Origin of the sequence: Lentisphaera araneosa HTCC2155 (genome assembly GCF_000170755.1) — a bacterium.
GTDB classification, from domain to species: Bacteria; Verrucomicrobiota; Lentisphaeria; order Lentisphaerales; family Lentisphaeraceae; genus Lentisphaera; species Lentisphaera araneosa.
In genome coordinates this window covers 1-16,019 of sequence record NZ_ABCK01000046.1, presented here as the reverse complement: position 1 = coordinate 16,019, position 16,019 = coordinate 1, and the positions used below count along the sequence as shown (strand labels likewise).

16 protein-coding genes are annotated in these 16,019 nt (G+C 41.6%); 7 read left to right on the top strand and 9 right to left on the bottom strand.

Annotated elements, in window-relative coordinates; translation table 11 throughout:
- A partial coding sequence (locus tag LNTAR_RS23815) for a hypothetical protein (protein ID WP_007281336.1) occupies positions 1-834 on the top strand: 834 nt, incomplete at its 5' end.
- A gap of 245 nt (positions 835-1,079) precedes the next feature.
- Here LNTAR_RS23815 and LNTAR_RS23810 read toward each other — a convergent pair.
- Entirely contained in the window at positions 1,080-1,625 is a 546-nt protein-coding gene (locus LNTAR_RS23810; RefSeq protein ID WP_007281335.1) for a hypothetical protein, read from the bottom strand.
- A gap of 137 nt (positions 1,626-1,762) precedes the next feature.
- Here LNTAR_RS23810 and LNTAR_RS28535 point away from each other — a divergent pair, with 137 nt between their 5' ends.
- Positions 1,763-3,559: an IS481 family transposase gene (locus tag LNTAR_RS28535; protein WP_007281334.1), complete on the top strand. Its 1,797-nt coding sequence runs from the start codon at positions 1,763-1,765 to the stop codon at positions 3,557-3,559.
- A 48-nt stretch (positions 3,560-3,607) separates the two neighbouring features.
- Positions 3,608-4,639, top strand: coding sequence for an integrase catalytic domain-containing protein (locus LNTAR_RS23800; RefSeq protein ID WP_007281333.1), 1,032 nt, complete (start codon positions 3,608-3,610; stop codon positions 4,637-4,639).
- Here LNTAR_RS23800 and LNTAR_RS23795 read toward each other — a convergent pair.
- From LNTAR_RS23795 to LNTAR_RS23780, 4 genes are all read right to left on the bottom strand, one after another.
- Positions 4,636-4,839, bottom strand: coding sequence for a hypothetical protein (locus LNTAR_RS23795; RefSeq protein WP_007281332.1), 204 nt, complete (start codon positions 4,837-4,839; stop codon positions 4,636-4,638). The two genes, LNTAR_RS23800 and LNTAR_RS23795, sit on opposite strands and share 4 nt — an antisense overlap.
- A 184-nt stretch (positions 4,840-5,023) precedes the next feature.
- Positions 5,024-5,860 carry an IS3 family transposase gene (locus tag LNTAR_RS23790; protein ID WP_007277234.1) on the bottom strand — a complete coding sequence of 279 codons (837 nt, stop codon included), beginning with the start codon at positions 5,858-5,860 and terminating at the stop codon, positions 5,024-5,026.
- Positions 5,857-6,240: a transposase gene (locus tag LNTAR_RS23785; RefSeq protein WP_007277235.1), complete on the bottom strand. Its 384-nt coding sequence runs from the start codon at positions 6,238-6,240 to the stop codon at positions 5,857-5,859. The genes LNTAR_RS23790 and LNTAR_RS23785 overlap by 4 nt, the downstream gene beginning before the upstream one ends.
- Before the next feature lie 95 nt (positions 6,241-6,335).
- Positions 6,336-7,154, bottom strand: a complete 819-nt coding sequence (locus tag LNTAR_RS23780; protein WP_007281331.1) for an LpxI family protein — start codon at positions 7,152-7,154, stop codon at positions 6,336-6,338.
- A gap of 326 nt (positions 7,155-7,480) precedes the next feature.
- Here LNTAR_RS23780 and LNTAR_RS23775 point away from each other — a divergent pair, with 326 nt between their 5' ends.
- From LNTAR_RS23775 to LNTAR_RS23765, 3 genes are read left to right on the top strand one after another with little or no spacing between them, the layout of a single operon-like run.
- On the top strand, positions 7,481-9,367 hold the full coding sequence (locus LNTAR_RS23775) for an ABC transporter ATP-binding protein (protein WP_157473830.1): 1,887 nt from the start codon (positions 7,481-7,483) through the stop codon (positions 9,365-9,367).
- Positions 9,364-11,091 carry an ABC transporter ATP-binding protein gene (locus LNTAR_RS23770; RefSeq protein ID WP_007281328.1) on the top strand — a complete coding sequence of 576 codons (1,728 nt, stop codon included), beginning with the start codon at positions 9,364-9,366 and terminating at the stop codon, positions 11,089-11,091. The genes LNTAR_RS23775 and LNTAR_RS23770 overlap by 4 nt, the downstream gene beginning before the upstream one ends.
- On the top strand, positions 11,084-11,752 hold the full coding sequence (locus tag LNTAR_RS23765; protein WP_007281327.1) for an MBL fold metallo-hydrolase: 669 nt from the start codon (positions 11,084-11,086) through the stop codon (positions 11,750-11,752). Before LNTAR_RS23770 ends, LNTAR_RS23765 begins: the two co-directional genes overlap by 8 nt.
- Here the strand turns inward: LNTAR_RS23765 and LNTAR_RS23760 are convergent.
- From LNTAR_RS23760 to LNTAR_RS23745, 4 genes are all read right to left on the bottom strand, one after another.
- Positions 11,749-12,180, bottom strand: a complete 432-nt coding sequence (locus LNTAR_RS23760; protein WP_007281326.1) for a hypothetical protein — start codon at positions 12,178-12,180, stop codon at positions 11,749-11,751. The genes LNTAR_RS23765 and LNTAR_RS23760 overlap by 4 nt on opposite strands.
- Positions 12,177-12,653 (bottom strand): hypothetical protein, encoded by a 477-nt coding sequence (locus tag LNTAR_RS23755; RefSeq protein WP_007281325.1) that lies wholly within the window; start codon positions 12,651-12,653, stop codon positions 12,177-12,179. The genes LNTAR_RS23760 and LNTAR_RS23755 overlap by 4 nt, the downstream gene beginning before the upstream one ends.
- A 143-nt stretch (positions 12,654-12,796) precedes the next feature.
- Entirely contained in the window at positions 12,797-13,879 is a 1,083-nt protein-coding gene (locus tag LNTAR_RS23750) for a type IV pilus twitching motility protein PilT (protein ID WP_007281324.1), read from the bottom strand.
- A 15-nt stretch (positions 13,880-13,894) separates the two neighbouring features.
- Positions 13,895-15,331, bottom strand: coding sequence for a type IV pilus twitching motility protein PilT (locus tag LNTAR_RS23745; RefSeq protein ID WP_007281323.1), 1,437 nt, complete (start codon positions 15,329-15,331; stop codon positions 13,895-13,897).
- Between the two features lie 406 nt (positions 15,332-15,737).
- Between LNTAR_RS23745 and LNTAR_RS23740 the strand changes: the two genes are divergently transcribed.
- A partial coding sequence (locus tag LNTAR_RS23740) for a hypothetical protein (protein ID WP_007281322.1) occupies positions 15,738-16,019 on the top strand: 282 nt, incomplete at its 3' end.

Below are 16,019 nucleotides of genomic sequence, written 5' to 3'. Positions count from 1 at the left end.
TCCGCTAAGCTCAGTTATCAGGTAATTGATTACGTCTTTATGGATAATCATTTTCATTTATTGATTAAGATCCCCCCTACTTCGAACATGGATGATGTGGAACTTTTGAATCGTTATCGTTTATACAAGGGTAATGAAGAAATTGAGTTTTTAAATTCAGATCAAAAGGATGATTTCAGAGAGAAAATTCACGATATTTCTTTTGTTGTTGGAAACTTTGAACAGAGGTTCGTTCAGTGGTTTAATCGAGAGCATCAATCTTGGGGGCGTCTTTTTGGTCAGAGATTTGACTCTGAAATGATTGAGGTTTCGGCTCAATCAGATTCTCTACTTCGGGTCATGGCTTACATCAGTCTTAATCCAGTTCGTGCGGGAATTGTCATTGATCCAAAAGATTTCTTTTTCTGTGGATATGCTGACCGCTTGGCTGGCGGAAGTATCGGAAACTCAGACCATGAGTTTTTTGATCTCTTTTGTCGTGGTATCGAGGCGGAAGGTGTCAGAGATAAGCAAAAGCATTTTAGGGAGGTTTTCAGGGCTTATATGCTAGGCTTACGTCGTTATAAGAATGCTGATTCTAAAACTGTGAAAGAATACCTGCTGACAAAAACCAACACGCACCCGGAGGCTCTCCCGTGGGATGATCTGTTTATTCATAAGTGCAGGTTTTTCACCAAGTGCTTGGTCATCGGATCTGAGGCTTTCGTTCGAGAGAAGTTGGCCAAGTTCTCAGGAAAGATGAAATGGAAGAGAATTCATGAGCCTTACACTGAGGATGAATGGAATGATATTTATTCTCTGAAACCTCGGCGGCGGGGAGCCCCTTCGGGCTGAATTTAGCCCTCAAATCAACCCAAAACATTCGACTTACTCAGGACGACCTCACAATCGTCTTGATTTAGTCGTTTTTATTTTAGCTGTGAATGTACTCCATCGGCTAAGAATTCAGTCAGATTTTCAGATCCATCAGCGACTAAAAGAAAAAGTCGAGGTTTTGCATCAGATTTGACCCCCTAAACACAGAAAAAGAGCCTCAATTTGAGACCCTTTTCGATCAGCCTTTTTCTAAGGCCTGTCCCTTAATTTTCCTCTAATTTCAATCCATACTTGTCAGCAATTCTTTGTAATCGAGCTGTATACCTTTTACTTTTATTTGTCGCATAGTGGTGCTTTTGGCTAGGTCTTGAAGAAGAATTACTTGAGGGTGCCCCACCTCCATTTCCAACAGAATAATTTGCTATTGTAACCACTGCTGGTAATGCCTCAACTAAAATCTGTTGAAGAATCGATCTATTTTCTACTGCCATCACTGCTACTGCTCGGGCACCACTGACTCCCGCTAACGCTTGCCCTCCAAAATTACTTGCAAGCCCTGCACCAGTCAACCCTGTAATACCACTCATTGCCCCGAGTATTGACAATGCCGTCAACGCTCCATATGCAACAGCTAACACGGTATAACCTAAAGCATCTGAGATATTACCTACACTAGCCGAATGAACTGCGTTAATAAGGTTTTGAGATGCTTTAGATGCGTCACGCACCGCACTATATACATTGAATGCAAATAATGAAAATCTTGCAATGTTGAATGTGGCTGTTAGAACTCCAGCTAATGTAATCATTCCACTGGGATCAATATTATTTACTGGATCGCCATGAACATAGCCATATTTATTAAAACTGCGCTATCAATCGGCTGAATGTCCATAAAATTTAAAAAAAAGGGCTGACAGTTCCTAAACAAAAATAAGGAATTGTCATGAAACGTAAAAGTAAAAACCATTATAGCTACGAGTTTAAACTAAAGTGTGTTAAGCTATGCCTCGAAGAGGGATATCCTAGAAAGTTCGTAGCAGCCGAAAGTGGTGCGAACTTAAAAAGTTTGGGTGCCTGGATAAAAAGATATAATGAAGAAGGTCCGCAAGGTCTTAAACCTAGGCCTAAAGGTAAGAAAGGTCGTCAGCAGATTCATCCAGAGACCAAAGAAAAGATCATTGAGCTTAAAAAGCAATATCCAATTTTTGGGATTAAGCGAATCAGTGATCTTCTCAAACGAGTGTTTTTTCTTAAAGCGAGTCCTGAGACGGTACGCAAAACGCTTAATGAAGAAAACCTCATTCAAAAAGAACGTAAAAAACCTCGTAAGAATCCTCAAAAGCCTCGTTTTTTCGAACGTAGTCGTCCTAACCAAATGTGGCAGACAGATATCTTCAGCTTTCGCCTTGGGGGACAAGCAGCGTATCTCTTAGCTTTTATTGATGATTATTCCCGTTATATGGTGGGCTTAGGCCTTTACCGTCGTCAAACAGCTGAGAACCTTTTGGAAGTCTACCGTCGGGCGACCGGAGAATATAATTGTCCTGCGGAAATGCTCACGGATAATGGGCGTCAGTATACTAACTGGCGTGGGACAACCCGCTTCGAAAAAGAGCTCAAGAAAGACCGTATCAAACATATTCGTTCTCAGCCTCACCATCCCATGACTTTGGGTAAAATTGAACGCTTTTGGAAAACGATTTGGACTGAATTCCTCGATCGTTGCCAGTTCGACTGCATGGAGACGGCTCAACAAAGAATTACCTTGTGGATCAAATACTATAACCATCAGCGTCCTCATCAGGGGATTGGAGGTCTTTGTCCGGCGGATCGATATTTTGAGGTAGCCAGTGAAATCCGCCAAGTAATTGAGCGTGGTATCGAAAAAAACACTCTGGAACAAGCTCTGCGAGGCCGTAGCGAACAGCCCTTTTATATGGTTGGTAGGATGAATGGTCAGAGTGTTGTCCTAGAAGCTGAGAAAGGCAAAGTAAAGCTCAATGTAGATGGTGTTGAAGCAAGAAAAGAGCAAATATTTGAAGTCTTAGGAGAAGAAGAAAATGACAGCGAAGAACCCGAAAGAGGAGATGAATCAGGATCTCAAAGCGAACTCAGTACCAGCACCATCAAGCAAGCGAGGGAGGCCGAAGAAGAAACGGGAACGGAAGATATTCACAGCGCAGGAGAAGACCGAGGCTGTCCTATCTATTTGGACGGAAAGTTCGAGTCAGAGCGAAATCTGCCGGAACCTCGGAGTCAACGCCAACTCTCTTCAACGCTGGCAGGATCAGGCGATGGAGGCTATCTTAAAAGCCATGGAGCCAGCGAGGAAAGAAGCAAAGCAGAACACTCTAAGTCCACGCCTGGAGAAGTTACTCAGCCGTCACATTCCCCACGTATCGGATCAGGAGATGGAACCATAGGAAAAAGTGATGAGAGAGATCAACGAAACGATGCTCAAGATCTTCCAAGTGAGATCGGGACAGAAAACTGTAGTCCAAGTCTGCGAAGAATTGGGAGTCTCCCGCCAGACTTATTACGAGTTGGAAGAGAAAGCCCTAAAAGCCATGCACCAGTCTTTAATACCAGGAGAGCCCGGACGCCCTCGCAAAGTGGTGGATCAGGAAAAAGAGCAGCTCAAAGATCAGGTGAAAGACCTCCAAAAGCAGATCATTGTCAAAGAACAGAGCCTGAAGATTCAGGAGATTCTCAACGGGGATATTCCCAGTCAGCTTTCTAAGCGCAGTGCGGATAAAGTAATTCGTCAAAAAAAAAGGAAATAAGCATTATGCTCATTCAGGACGTCATTAGTAAAAAAAGTAGTTTTAAGGAAATTAAAGTCAGCCACGGCTTTGGTTTTAAGAAGCTGGACCGCTGGCGTACCTGGATGCCTCCTCAGCCCGACCTTTTTGAGTTTAATTGGTCAGAGTATTTGGATATAGAACGTTTCCTTGAGCATAAAATCAAACGAACTCATGGTAGTAAGAAATTTCATGAGGCTTTAAAAGCTGAAGGCTTGAGTCAGCGTCAAATTCAGGAACGGATCAATGAACTTAGAGAAGAACATCATGAAGAACAGAAAACTCGAGAGAATTTAAAAGTTGTTAAATGGCATGAATCAATGCATTGCTGGGCGATGGATGACACTCACAAGTTTACCACTCAAAACGGCACTAAATATTGGGTTCATAATATTAAAGACCTGGGTAGCCAGTATTTGCTTCCACCAATTACTGGTCCTATTAAAACAGGTGAAGAAGTAGCTCAAAATCTTAAAAAGCTTTTTGATCGTTTTGGAGCTCCATTTGTTCTTAAGCGGGATAATGGCGCAAATTTCTGTAATCAATATGTTGATCAAGTTCTTGCTGAATACGGAGTCATAGCTCTGACCAGTCCACCTTATTACAGTAAATATAATGGATCTATTGAACAGAGTAATAATCAGCTTAAAAAGCAAATCGACGACATCGCTCAAAAACATGATTGTCCCATTAATTGTAGAACCTTATCAATTCTAGCCTGTCTCGCAGCTCATGAAGAAAACTGTAAAGAAAAACGATCACTTGGACGGCGAGAGCCGAACTCAGTCTTTTTTAGTTCGTTTCGAAAAATAAATATTAAAACTCAAAAACAAAGACAGGAGGCCATCACAGCTATACAAAAAATAGAAAATAAACTTCTGAATGAATCACAAAATCATTCAGACAAAAAAGCAAAAAACACTGTAAAAAGAAAAGCCATTGAGACCTTTTTGGAAAATAATGGTTATATTACAACCTATAAAGAGGAGCAACTGTCAACCCTTTTATGCGCCAATTAATGTACACTCACGCTTGGTAGCACACCCCAAAGGGTGAAACCAAAAGTGAAAGCTCCTCCAATAAATAGAAGCTTATCGAGACCAATGCGGAAAACCACATAGCAGCCGCTACAAATAAGGGTGAATAATAATGCTGATGAAAAAAAGCCCATAAAGGCGTAAATACAGCGTTGACCAAAAGTCGTTTTTTCCTCTTTCATTTCCTCTCCTCCTCAGGATTTTATTTTGTGCTAAATCGTTTTTCCTATGTAGTTAATAAGCCTTTTCTTCTTTTCATTAGTGCTTCGCACACGAGGGAGCACTGCCCCTCGAGCTCCCCGTAAGGACCTGCTGTCAAGTCCTGAAAAATAGTTGTCACTTTTGTTTATGTTAATTGACTAATATTTATGCACATTGTGTTTCATGAACAACACTTGGAAATGAATATTCCAAAGCTGTATGAGGGCGACAATTATTGTATAAGTAAATAGCCTGCTTAATTGCTTTTTTAGCATCTTTAAAGTTCTTAAATGTTTCGCGTAAATGATATTCATACTTCAGTATTCCGTTGACTCTTTCAGCTTTTGAATTTTCATAGCAATGGTTTTCTTCAGTCATACTGACAGGAAGATTTCTATTCGTCAAGATTTCAATGTAATCGTGACAGCAGTACTGAGACCCACGGTCAGAGTGATGGATGGGGTATGACCCTTTTGGGAGACTTTTTAAAGCCATCTTTAATGCTTTGATACATCCTACAGCTTCTAAACTCTCTCCCACATTATAAGCAATAATTTTTCTAGAGAAGGCATCTGTGATTAACGCTAGATAAACAAAGCTTTTTGCAACTCTGATGTAGGTTATATCACAAACCCACACCTGGTTAGGTGCGGTTAACACCTTATCCTTTATTAGATTTTTGTAGACTTTAAAACGATGCCTAGAGTCAGTAGTTCGACAGTACTTCCTCTTTCTTTTGATTAATAGGCGTTCTTCGCGAGCTATATCGAATAAGCGATCTCGTCCTATCTGTATAGAATTCTCTTTGAAGTTATCTACTAACATATTCTGCAGCTTTCGAATTCCGAGCTCAGATTGAATGCAACGTTGTTCTTTAATAAGATCGATCACAAGTTTTCTATCTACTTCTTTTTTGGTGCTTAAAGATTTATTTTTATAGAAATTTTGCCGACTCATATGGAGGTGATTACAAAGTTGTTTAACAGTAAAGTGGCTATTCATTGATCTGACTCTTTTGACCGCTTCACACCGACTTTTTTTTTGAAGGCTTCTTTATCAGATACGCCGAACTCATCACAAGCTATATCAAAGTAAGCTTTATTCATAACATCACTTATCGCTAGTTCGGTTACTGTTTTCTCTAACTCAGCAATATGCTTTTTAAGAGCTTTAATCTCATCAATATCATTTTCTGTTTCCACTTTAATCACCTTTGGTAATAAGTCTGTTCTACCATACTTTTTGACCCAGGCTCTTACTGTACAAGAGCCTGATATCCCATAAGCTTGGCTCGCTTCTCCACAGCTTATAAATTTACCTTTGGAGATCTCGTTTACCACTTTTTGTTTAAATGATTCACTATATCTTATTGTATCTTTCATAGGTTTTTCCTATTTTAGATGACAACCTATATCAGGACAAGACAGCCGACCCTTAAGTCGGCGAACTAAGTACTTCGCACTCAAGTTAAAAATTGTTAAGCGTTCTTTCCAATCACAGAAATTTTGGCTCGGTCTAAAGCTTCAAGCACCCGTTCTTTTTCTATAAAGAGCGTGCGCTTCGCCTCCACTACTAAAGTACGTGCTTTCGCTTGAATCAAGGAATCTACGGTTCGCATGCCGATACAGGGGACATCAAAACGCATGTCGTGATCGGGTTTGGTCACTTTGCAGACCGTGACTCCTCCGCGTCCCAATTCTCCACCACGAATGATGGCCTTGTCAGTGCCCTCAAAACCTTCGACCGCCAAAATTGTTCCGCGCTTCACTACTACGGACTGACCGATATCCATACGGCTCACTTCCTTGGCTACTGAAAAAGCGTATTCCGCATCTCTTAAACGAGATTTATCTGCTTTAACATTATTGAGCAAGCCTTCACCGGCCAGATGTTCATCTAAATAAGTGATCGCAGAAAGAATTGTGATACCCGATTTTTGAAATTCATTACACACGGCAGAAAATAAAGTATCTGCATTGCGTTCCTTGAGTTTTCCCAACATGAATAGGGTGCGTAAATCAGGTTTGAGCCCTGTAAACAAGCGAGAGGGTTTGACTTGCCCCACCATAACGGCCTCAGTAATGCCCTGCTTTTGAAAAAATTTGATAGTTCGATTAATTTGTCCTGGGTAGACCCAAGCCATCGCATCGGATTCTTGTTCGAGATCTTCGGAAGCATCCCCTTGAATAGCCGCAACAGCAATTTTGTCGACGCCATTTTTTCGCGCCTCTCGCAAAATCAAAAAGGGGTAGTGTCCACGCCCTGCAATTATACCCAGTTGTTTCGTATTTTTCATAAATCTAAGGTGGCACAGGCTTGCCAGTAAGCAACTCCCAAAAATTAAAAAAATGACTTTGACTAATAATAAGTTCCTGCTACTTTAGGCGCCGTACTTTGATTTAACTAAAAATAAAAGAGTTTTCACATGGGTAACCTCCGTAAAAAAAGACGCTCAAAAATTGCGAAGCACAAACGTCGCAAGCAGAGCCGTAAGAATCGTCATAAGACTAAGTAGTAGTTTTATAGGTGACGTAAACGTACAGTTTATCAAAAGACCCTCGGTACCCCGGGGGTTTTTTTGTGCCCTGAAACGATACTAAGAGTAATAATTAGCCTTCATTAGTGTCATTTGATTTTCAATTAAAGACAATGGCTTATATTGCTCTTATGAAAAATTACCCCAACGTCCGACGATTTCTAAAAGAATACCCACCCAAAAAACTCTCGATATACTTTTGGGGCATTTTGTGCTTGATTGTCACCATTGTCATTCACAGCTCTATTCCACTGATTACAGGACGCTTAATCAGTGCCTTGGAAGACCAAGCCTTTCCTCTCAATACAGCCACTAAAGACGAACTTAGTCACGTGGCGACGTACTTACTACTCGCCGCCGTGGGACTTATTATTTTTAGAACGCTCTCACGGGTGCTGATTTTTATTCCAGGTCGCCAAATTGAATCCGAAGTGAGGGAAAGCATGTATCAATCTCTATTGCAACTGCCCCCTTCCAGTCAATGGACTTCGGGCGACTTGATCAGTACGGGAACCAATGATGTGACCTCGGTACGCGTAATGATCTCCATGGGCGTGCTTCACGTTATCAATACATTTGGCATGATCTGCTTCTGCCTCTACCATATGTTGAATTTGAGTGTGCGACTCAGCCTTTACTCGCTCATTCCCCTCATCTTGGTGGTACCCCTCACAAAAGTGATCTCTAATAAAATGATGGCGACGGGACGCAAAAACCAAAAGCTCTTGGGTAATCTAACTGAAGTCATCCGCGAACACTTCCGTGCTCACGCACTGATGGCAGTCTTCCCCGTTTATAACTCTATTATCAAACGAGTCGATAAAGCTAATACGGACTACGCAAATACGGCTGAAAAATTCATGACCTTGCGCGTTTTTATTATGTTTATGGTAAGCTTAGTAACTGGTATCGGGATTTACATCCTTTTGCGTTATGGCCTCATCAAAAACGATCTCATTGACCAAACGGCGGGAATTGCCACTGTGGTTTCTTTCATGCTCTATTTATGGGTCATCCAAGGGCCTTTACGGGCGGCGGGCTTCCTCCTTCCCTTATTGCAGCGGGGGGAGATATCGCTCGAACGCCTATATAAAGTTCAAGATGCCGCCAAAGAAGCGCAAGTTATTGAAGAAGCCCGCCTGATTCACTCACGAGAAGAATTCGATAAAAGAAGCCAAGATTCAGAACCATTTATTGAGATCAAAGACCTTCACTTCGCTTATAATAAGAAACATGATAATGAATTTAAATTTGAGCTTAATATAGATTCTCTCGTCATCGAAAAGGGCAAGAAATATGGTTTCTTTGGAAGCACGGGATCTGGAAAAACAACCCTGATCAACATTATTTCTGGTATGCTCGACGTTGAAAAGAATAAACTCAGCTTACAGGGTATTGACCGCTGTGACATTCAACAAAAAGTCCTCACTGAACTCTTCTCACAAGTAAGCCAAGAATGCCGTCACTTTGGAAAAACCATCCGCGAAAATATCGAAATGGTGGAGACTAATTCTCCTGAAAAAGGCCAACGACTCGGTTTTGAAGATGCCTTAGCGGTGAGTTGCTTAAGCCCTGATTTAGATAAACTTTCTCAGGGGATAGATACCTTGCTCGGTGAACACGGCATTAATTTATCTGGAGGGCAAAAACAACGTCTCTCGATCTTGCGTTCCCTCGTTCGCAAAGCCGAATTGGTGATTATGGATGATTTTATTTCTGCGGTCGATCATGCCACTGAAGTGAAAATTATTGAAAGACTCTACGAATCCACCAAAGACAAAACTTTGCTCCTGATCTCCCACCGTATTTCTGCCCTTAAGAACTGTGACAAAATCTTCCTTTTGGAAGCTGGAAAAATCATTGATTCTGGTACCCATGAAGAACTACTGAAGTCTAATACCTCTTACGCAAGTGTGAGTGAATACCAAGAGAAAAGTGATGTCTTAGCACAAATTGAAGAGGCCCAATCATGAGTGATCTCAAAAACCTCGGGACTTTCACAGAACTTGCTAAGAAATACAAAAAGCGCTTTATTTTAGCTTTCTTACTTATGCCTATAAGTGTATGGCTGACCATTCAAGGCCCTGCCTTTGTTCAGCAGGCTATTGATGACGGCTTTAAAGCTGGTCGAGTCGATCTTCTCATTACATTTGCCACGCTCTTTATTGTGGTGGTTTTGGCCGATGCTTTGGTGAGTACTCTTATCAATATCCTTATTCAATCCGGAGGCATTCGCAGCCTTAGCGAACTGCGCAAAAAAGTAGTTGAACACGTTTCTTTCATGGGTCGTTGGGATTATGAAAAACGCCCCACAGGAGTTTTGGTAAGTCGCGCAACCTCTGATGTGGAAAGCATTGGGGAAACTTTCCTCCAAGGCGTCTCTTATCTGATCACTGACTCGCTTAAAATCTTTGGGATCTTGGGCTATATATTCTATAAAAATACGACACTCGGCTGGATTACCCTCCTCGTTTTCCCTCCTGTAGTTATCATTGTGAATTACTTCCGCATTAAGCTCAGAAAGCTCTATGATGATATTCGCTCTGTAAATGGTTTTTTGAGCGCCTCGATCAATGAGTCGGTTGCCATGCGCAAAGAAATTCAGCTCTTTAATTTGGGCGAGGTTCAAAGTGAAGAGTTTTCTCATTTGAGTAAGGAGTATCGCGATAAGTCGATCAAAGCGATCAGCATGGATGCCTTCCTCTATTCCTTCCTTGAGGGGCTACTATTTTTAACTCTTGCGGTCTTCGCATTATTCCTGATTTTTTATGCAGATTTTGACCCGCTCATCTCATCTGGTCTGCTGATTGCTTGGATTCACCTCCTGCACCAACTCTTTGATCCCATAAAAGAGATGGGCTCGCGCTTTGCGGTTCTGCAAGCGGCTTTTGCCGCCATGGGGAAAATCGGCAATATATTGAATATTGCCTTGCCCGCAGATAAGGGTGATCAAGATATAGAAAATGCCTCAGTCGAAATTAAACAACTGGGTTTCCACTATATTGAATCTGAACCCGTGCTCAAAGACATTAAGCTGCGAATCCCCCAAGGCTCAAGTCTGGCTCTGGTTGGCCCCACGGGATCGGGTAAAAGTACCCTACTCAAATTACTCGCACGCCTTTATGAACCCACTCAAGGGGAGATCATTATCGGTAACAAGCAACTCAGCCTCATTCAACGCGATATCCTCAAACACCACATTGTGATGGTCCCTCAAGAACCGGCTATTTTTCATGAAAGCCTTCACTTTAATATCACCTTGGGCCGCACTGATATTTCTCTTGCTATGATCGCAGAAGTGGTGGAGCGCGCCGGTTTAGAACACTTTGTGAAATCTTTAGAAAATGGCTACGATTCCATCCTCGATGAAGGTGGTGAAAGTTTATCGGCGGGTCAAAGACAATTGGTTGCCTTGATGCGCGCCTTGGTCTCTCCTGCACAAATTTTGATTTTTGATGAAGCCACTGCTAATATTGATACCGAGACTGAACGCCTCATCCAATCCACCATTAACTTTGCCATGACCAAGAAAACGGTTATCATCGTGGCTCACCGTCTCTCAACTGTGCGTGACGCCGACCAGATTGCCGTTTTGCTCAAAGGCGAACTCAATGGTCTCGGCAGCCATGCTGAACTGATCAAAGATTGCTATTATTACCGTTGCTTACACGAATTGGAGGATATTCACCATGTATGAAATTAAGAGTCTCAAATTAGGTCATATGGATAACTTCATCTACCTAATCAAAGATAAGAAAACTTCAGATATTGCCGTTGTTGATCCCGCCTGGGATGTGGACGCTATTTTCCGGGCCGCGGAAGAAATGGAAGGGGAAATTAAGGAAGTCTTTTTGACGCATAGTCACTACGATCATGTCAATGGTGTCGATCAAGTTCTGCACCGTAGCGATGCCAAACTTCACATCCACAAAATCGAAGATCGCTTCTGGGGTGGTGCTGGACGAAATGCCAAACTTCATTCAGGTGGGGACTTTATAAAGTTAGGCTCAATTGAACTCAAAATTCATCACACTCCAGGTCATACACCGGGCTCGGTTTGTTATGAGCTCGATAATCATTTATTCACAGGCGACACGGTTTTTGTTTATGGTTGCGGACGTTGCAATTTGCGCGGTGGTGATCCTGAAGCGATGTACCATACACTTAATAAAATTGGCACCAACTTTGACCCCTCTATGACGGTCTTACCAGGACATGACTATGCTAGCTGTGCGACGAGTACAATTGCTGAGCAATTACAGGGGAACCCCTTCTTTAACATAAAAACTTTGCATGAGTTTGTCGACTATCGCATGCACAAGCACAATCGCTCGATCCCCTATTCTCCAGTCAATTAAGAAAAACTTGGCTGTAAATTTTTAAGATAAACGATTTCTTCACGTTCTGCTTTTTTCATCTGTGATGCGAGAAAGCCCACAAGACAAGTGCATATAAGGGGCAAAACCAAATAGCTCATGATATAGCCTTGGACGAAGCTCCCAACTAAAGGGAAGTAAGCTAAAAAAACAATTGCGGATATCGCAAAACCACGCTTTGACCAAAAACGATCACAGGCTGCTGCAAGTACAAGGACTAAGCCAAGAAATGAGACCATTGTTCTCAAAAAGACCTGATCTAATACACCTGATTTAAGAAGCTTCGCATCTACCCTAATCGATAAGCTATGATACTCAAGCAACAGATAAAAACTGATCAGCAGAGTAAAAAAAACCGTAATAAATAAAGCGATATTTTTTAAAAAGTTAAAAAGTTTTTCTTTGTTCATGATACTGACTCTGCTTGGCTTAAATTTGCCGTTTCTAGAGCTTCCTTTGTTCTCTCTTTATACTTAGCCATGGCCATTTTTACTAAGGAAGGCATAAGTACCGAAGACACGAGTAAAATCGCTGAAAATAAAATCGTAAAGCTGAGCTCAGGTGAGTTCATTTCTACTTTCGGCCAAGAAATAAAATTAACGAAGAGCATAAACACATAGCTTTTCTTAGTCCACAAGACTTCAGAAAAAGCGGCGCCTAAAAGCATAATCAAAGAAACGGGTAAAATATATCGGAGTATAAGGTGGCTCCAATATTCTGCAATGAAGACCTGGCCTCCATCCAACATGAGATGACCGAAGTTCTCGTGTGCGCTACTCACCGCATCAAGATATAGTCGACCCTGAAGTATGTACGCTAAGGAAAAAAAAGTGAATAAAGCTATAAGCTGTAGTGCGAAGCTAGGTGTCGATTCTGTTTTCATAAATCCTCCAATTTATATACGAATTGCAAGGATAATAATTGTTAGATCTTTTTTGTCAAGCCTTTAGAAATATCTCTATTTAGGCTAGCAACAAAAAACGCCCCAAAGAGAGGCGTTTTTTAACATGAATTTAATTTCTAGGATTACTTTTCGTCGAAGTAACCCGCAGGTAAGAAATCTTGGAAAGCAGCTTTTTCGGCGGCTTTCATGTAGGCTTCTTCACCAGAAATTCGACCTTCCTTATATAGGCGGAGCAAATCCATATCCATGGTTTTCATACCCTGTTTCACACCTGCTTCAATCACACCGCGAATACTACTGAGTTTACCTTCGCGAATCAGACCTGGTAAAGCCGGGTGGAATAAGAGTATTTCGTGCGAGGCACAGCGTTTCCCATCAGTCGTTTTACAGAGTAACTGAGAGATAATAGTCCGCAATGTACTTGCGAGCATCGCACGAATTTGCGGCTGTTCTTTTGCGGGGAAGGCACCAATAATACGGTCAATTGTTTTTGGAGCATTATTGGTGTGCAACGTACCAAAAACCATCAAACCCATGGCTGCACAAGACAGCGCCAAACCGATTGTTTCTGGGTCGCGCATCTCACCTACGAGGACAATATCTGGGTCGGCACGCATCGCCCCTTTTAGGGCAATATTAAAAGAGTTTGTATGATCGTGAACTTCTCGTTGCACAATGATACTTTCTTTATTGGGGTGAACGAATTCCAGCGGATCCTCAATAGTAATAATATGTTTACTTTGAGTCTCGTTGATGTGGTTGATCATTGCCGCCAGAGTTGTGGATTTACCTGAACCCGTAGGGCCCGTTACCAAAATCAAGCCAGATCCTTGTTCAACCACATCTTTGAATGTATCGGGTAGTTTTAGTTGTTCCATTGTCAAAATTTCTGTAGGAATGGTACGCATCACTGCCGCCATGCCATCAACTGTACGCATGTAGTTCACACGGAAACGTGCGACACCTGTAATTTCGTAGGCAAAGTCGAGGTCAAAATTCTCTACGTATTGTTTCCATTTCTCATCAGGACAAATACTCTGTAAAACCCCTTCCATTTCATCGGGCCCGATGACCCCTTCACCTTCGATTTCTACCAAGTTACCACTTTTACGAATCTTTGGAATGTGATTACTTAATAAGTGTAAATCTGATCCACCTTTATCAAACATGTAGGTTAAAAAACCGTCCATTCTTTCTGCTGCCATAATTAACTCCTAATTTCAGCCTTGTATTTCACGTCGTTTTGCATCTGATACAATATGCGGCAAAGCAGCCTCTGCGGATATTTTGCCTTCATGATAGAGACGTAAGAATGAATCTTCTTTCAAAACCATGCCCTGCTTTTTACCTACTTCAATCACGGAAGTAAGCTGTGATGTTTTGTTATCTTTAATGAGGTTGGCAACGGCAATGTTACCAATCAAAATTTCGGGTGCCATGAGCAAGCCTGTCTCGTCTTTGTTGGGAACGAGGTACTGACATATAACGCCGCGTAAACTCTCTGCCACCATCGCACGAATCTGTGATTGCTGATCTGGTGGGAATACATCGAGAATACGGTCCAAGGTTGATGAAGCACTATTGGTATGCAGTGTTCCGATGACCAAGTGACCGGTTTCCGCAGCCGAGAGTCCCATCTCAATCGTTTCTAAATCTCGCATTTCACCCAAAATGATAATGTCCGGGTCTTCACGTAAAGCGGCTTTGAGCGCATTTGCGAAACTTTTTGTTCCCGTGTGTAGCTCACGCTGACTGACGTTACAATCTTTTGAAGGAATCAAAATTTCAACGGGATCTTCCACCGTAATGATATGGTCTTTACGGTTTTTATTAATAAGATCGACCATAGCGGCAAGTGTTGTTGTTTTACCACTACTTGCTGGACCCGTAATCAGAATGAGACCTTGGTGATAGGTGGTCAACTTTTCGAGTACTGCAGGTTCTTGGAAACCGAGCTCTGCAAGAGTTTTGATCCCCTCACTCACAATACGGTAACTGCCTTCCACACCATCATTGTGCACCATCAAATTACTACGGTAGCGTTCCGTTCTTGAAAAGGAATAACAATAATCTAAATCACCGACCTCTTCGAATGCTTTTAAATCCTTTTCACCCAATAAGGATAAATTGAGTTTCTTCGCCATATCTGGAGTCATAATGGCTTGTTCACGTAAAAGATAATTGATACCAAAATGGCGAACAAAGGGATAAGCATCGGCAGATAAATGCGCGTCAGATGAACCATTGCGACGTGCCGCTTGAAGGAACTGAATCATAAGTTCTTTACATTCTTCCATGGGTAAATCGGTTGCTTGGCTTAAATCAGGGAAGTCTTGAGTCGAAAATGGGTACGCACTATTTGGATCTCTGGGTGGAGCCGCTTGTTGGGCTGAGGCTTGTTCCGCTGGTGCAGCTGTGCCTCCAGCGCCTAATAAGCTATGAGGACAAGGGCCACTCTCGTTAGCGTAATATGTCGCATGCTCCAATAACTGTTGCACACTTTCGACTGTAGCTAAGCCATTATCTATCACTGCTTGGGCAAAAGTCATGAGATCAACGTCCGTGTGACTTATTTGCATTAACTGGATAATTGTATCTCTATCGAAAAACTGGTTTTCTGCACCTAAGTAACAGAACCATTCTACTTCATTGATCATAAACTTTCCTTAGTTTGAAAAAACATCATGAATTATAGAAGTTCAAACAAGCTCCCGCAAGAGCTAAAAGTCTTGCTAAAAAGCTCAGGTGAGTTCATTCGCAAAAATTCTTTAATTTTTTACAGAATTTTTATCTATCTTAATATTTAATTCGAATCTTATTCACATTTTAAAGTAGGGCTTCACTAACTCGCCAGATTTAAACTCTTAAGCTTTTAAAGCTTTTAAAGCCTTTCACCTCCATAATTCAATTTTAACTTTGCGGCGAGTAGAACTCACAAATCATGGATTTTTTATGTACAAACTTGTCTGTATAAAATCTTTCACTTGTCATCTAAAAAACTTGACACCTCCTCTATTTTTAGTTTAACTTATGCGTACACAGTAACTAAGCAGGAGTCCAATTGTGAGATTAGCCAAATTCAGCACTGCATTCATCTGTAGTTTATTATCCTTTAGCAGTATGGCTGAAGAGTATAGTTCTAAGCCAGAAACTGACACAGATAAGTTTATTTCATGGCTCGAATCAGGGGACTCTCGCCTGCAACTGGGTAATTTCACAAGTGTTGGACAAACAAAAAGCAATAACAGACAAATTTTTAACCGTGTTGATGGTGGCAATACTGTAGGTTACTCCAGTACATATATTGAAGGGAATTATTTAATTCCTCAAGTTTCTAACTTCCAA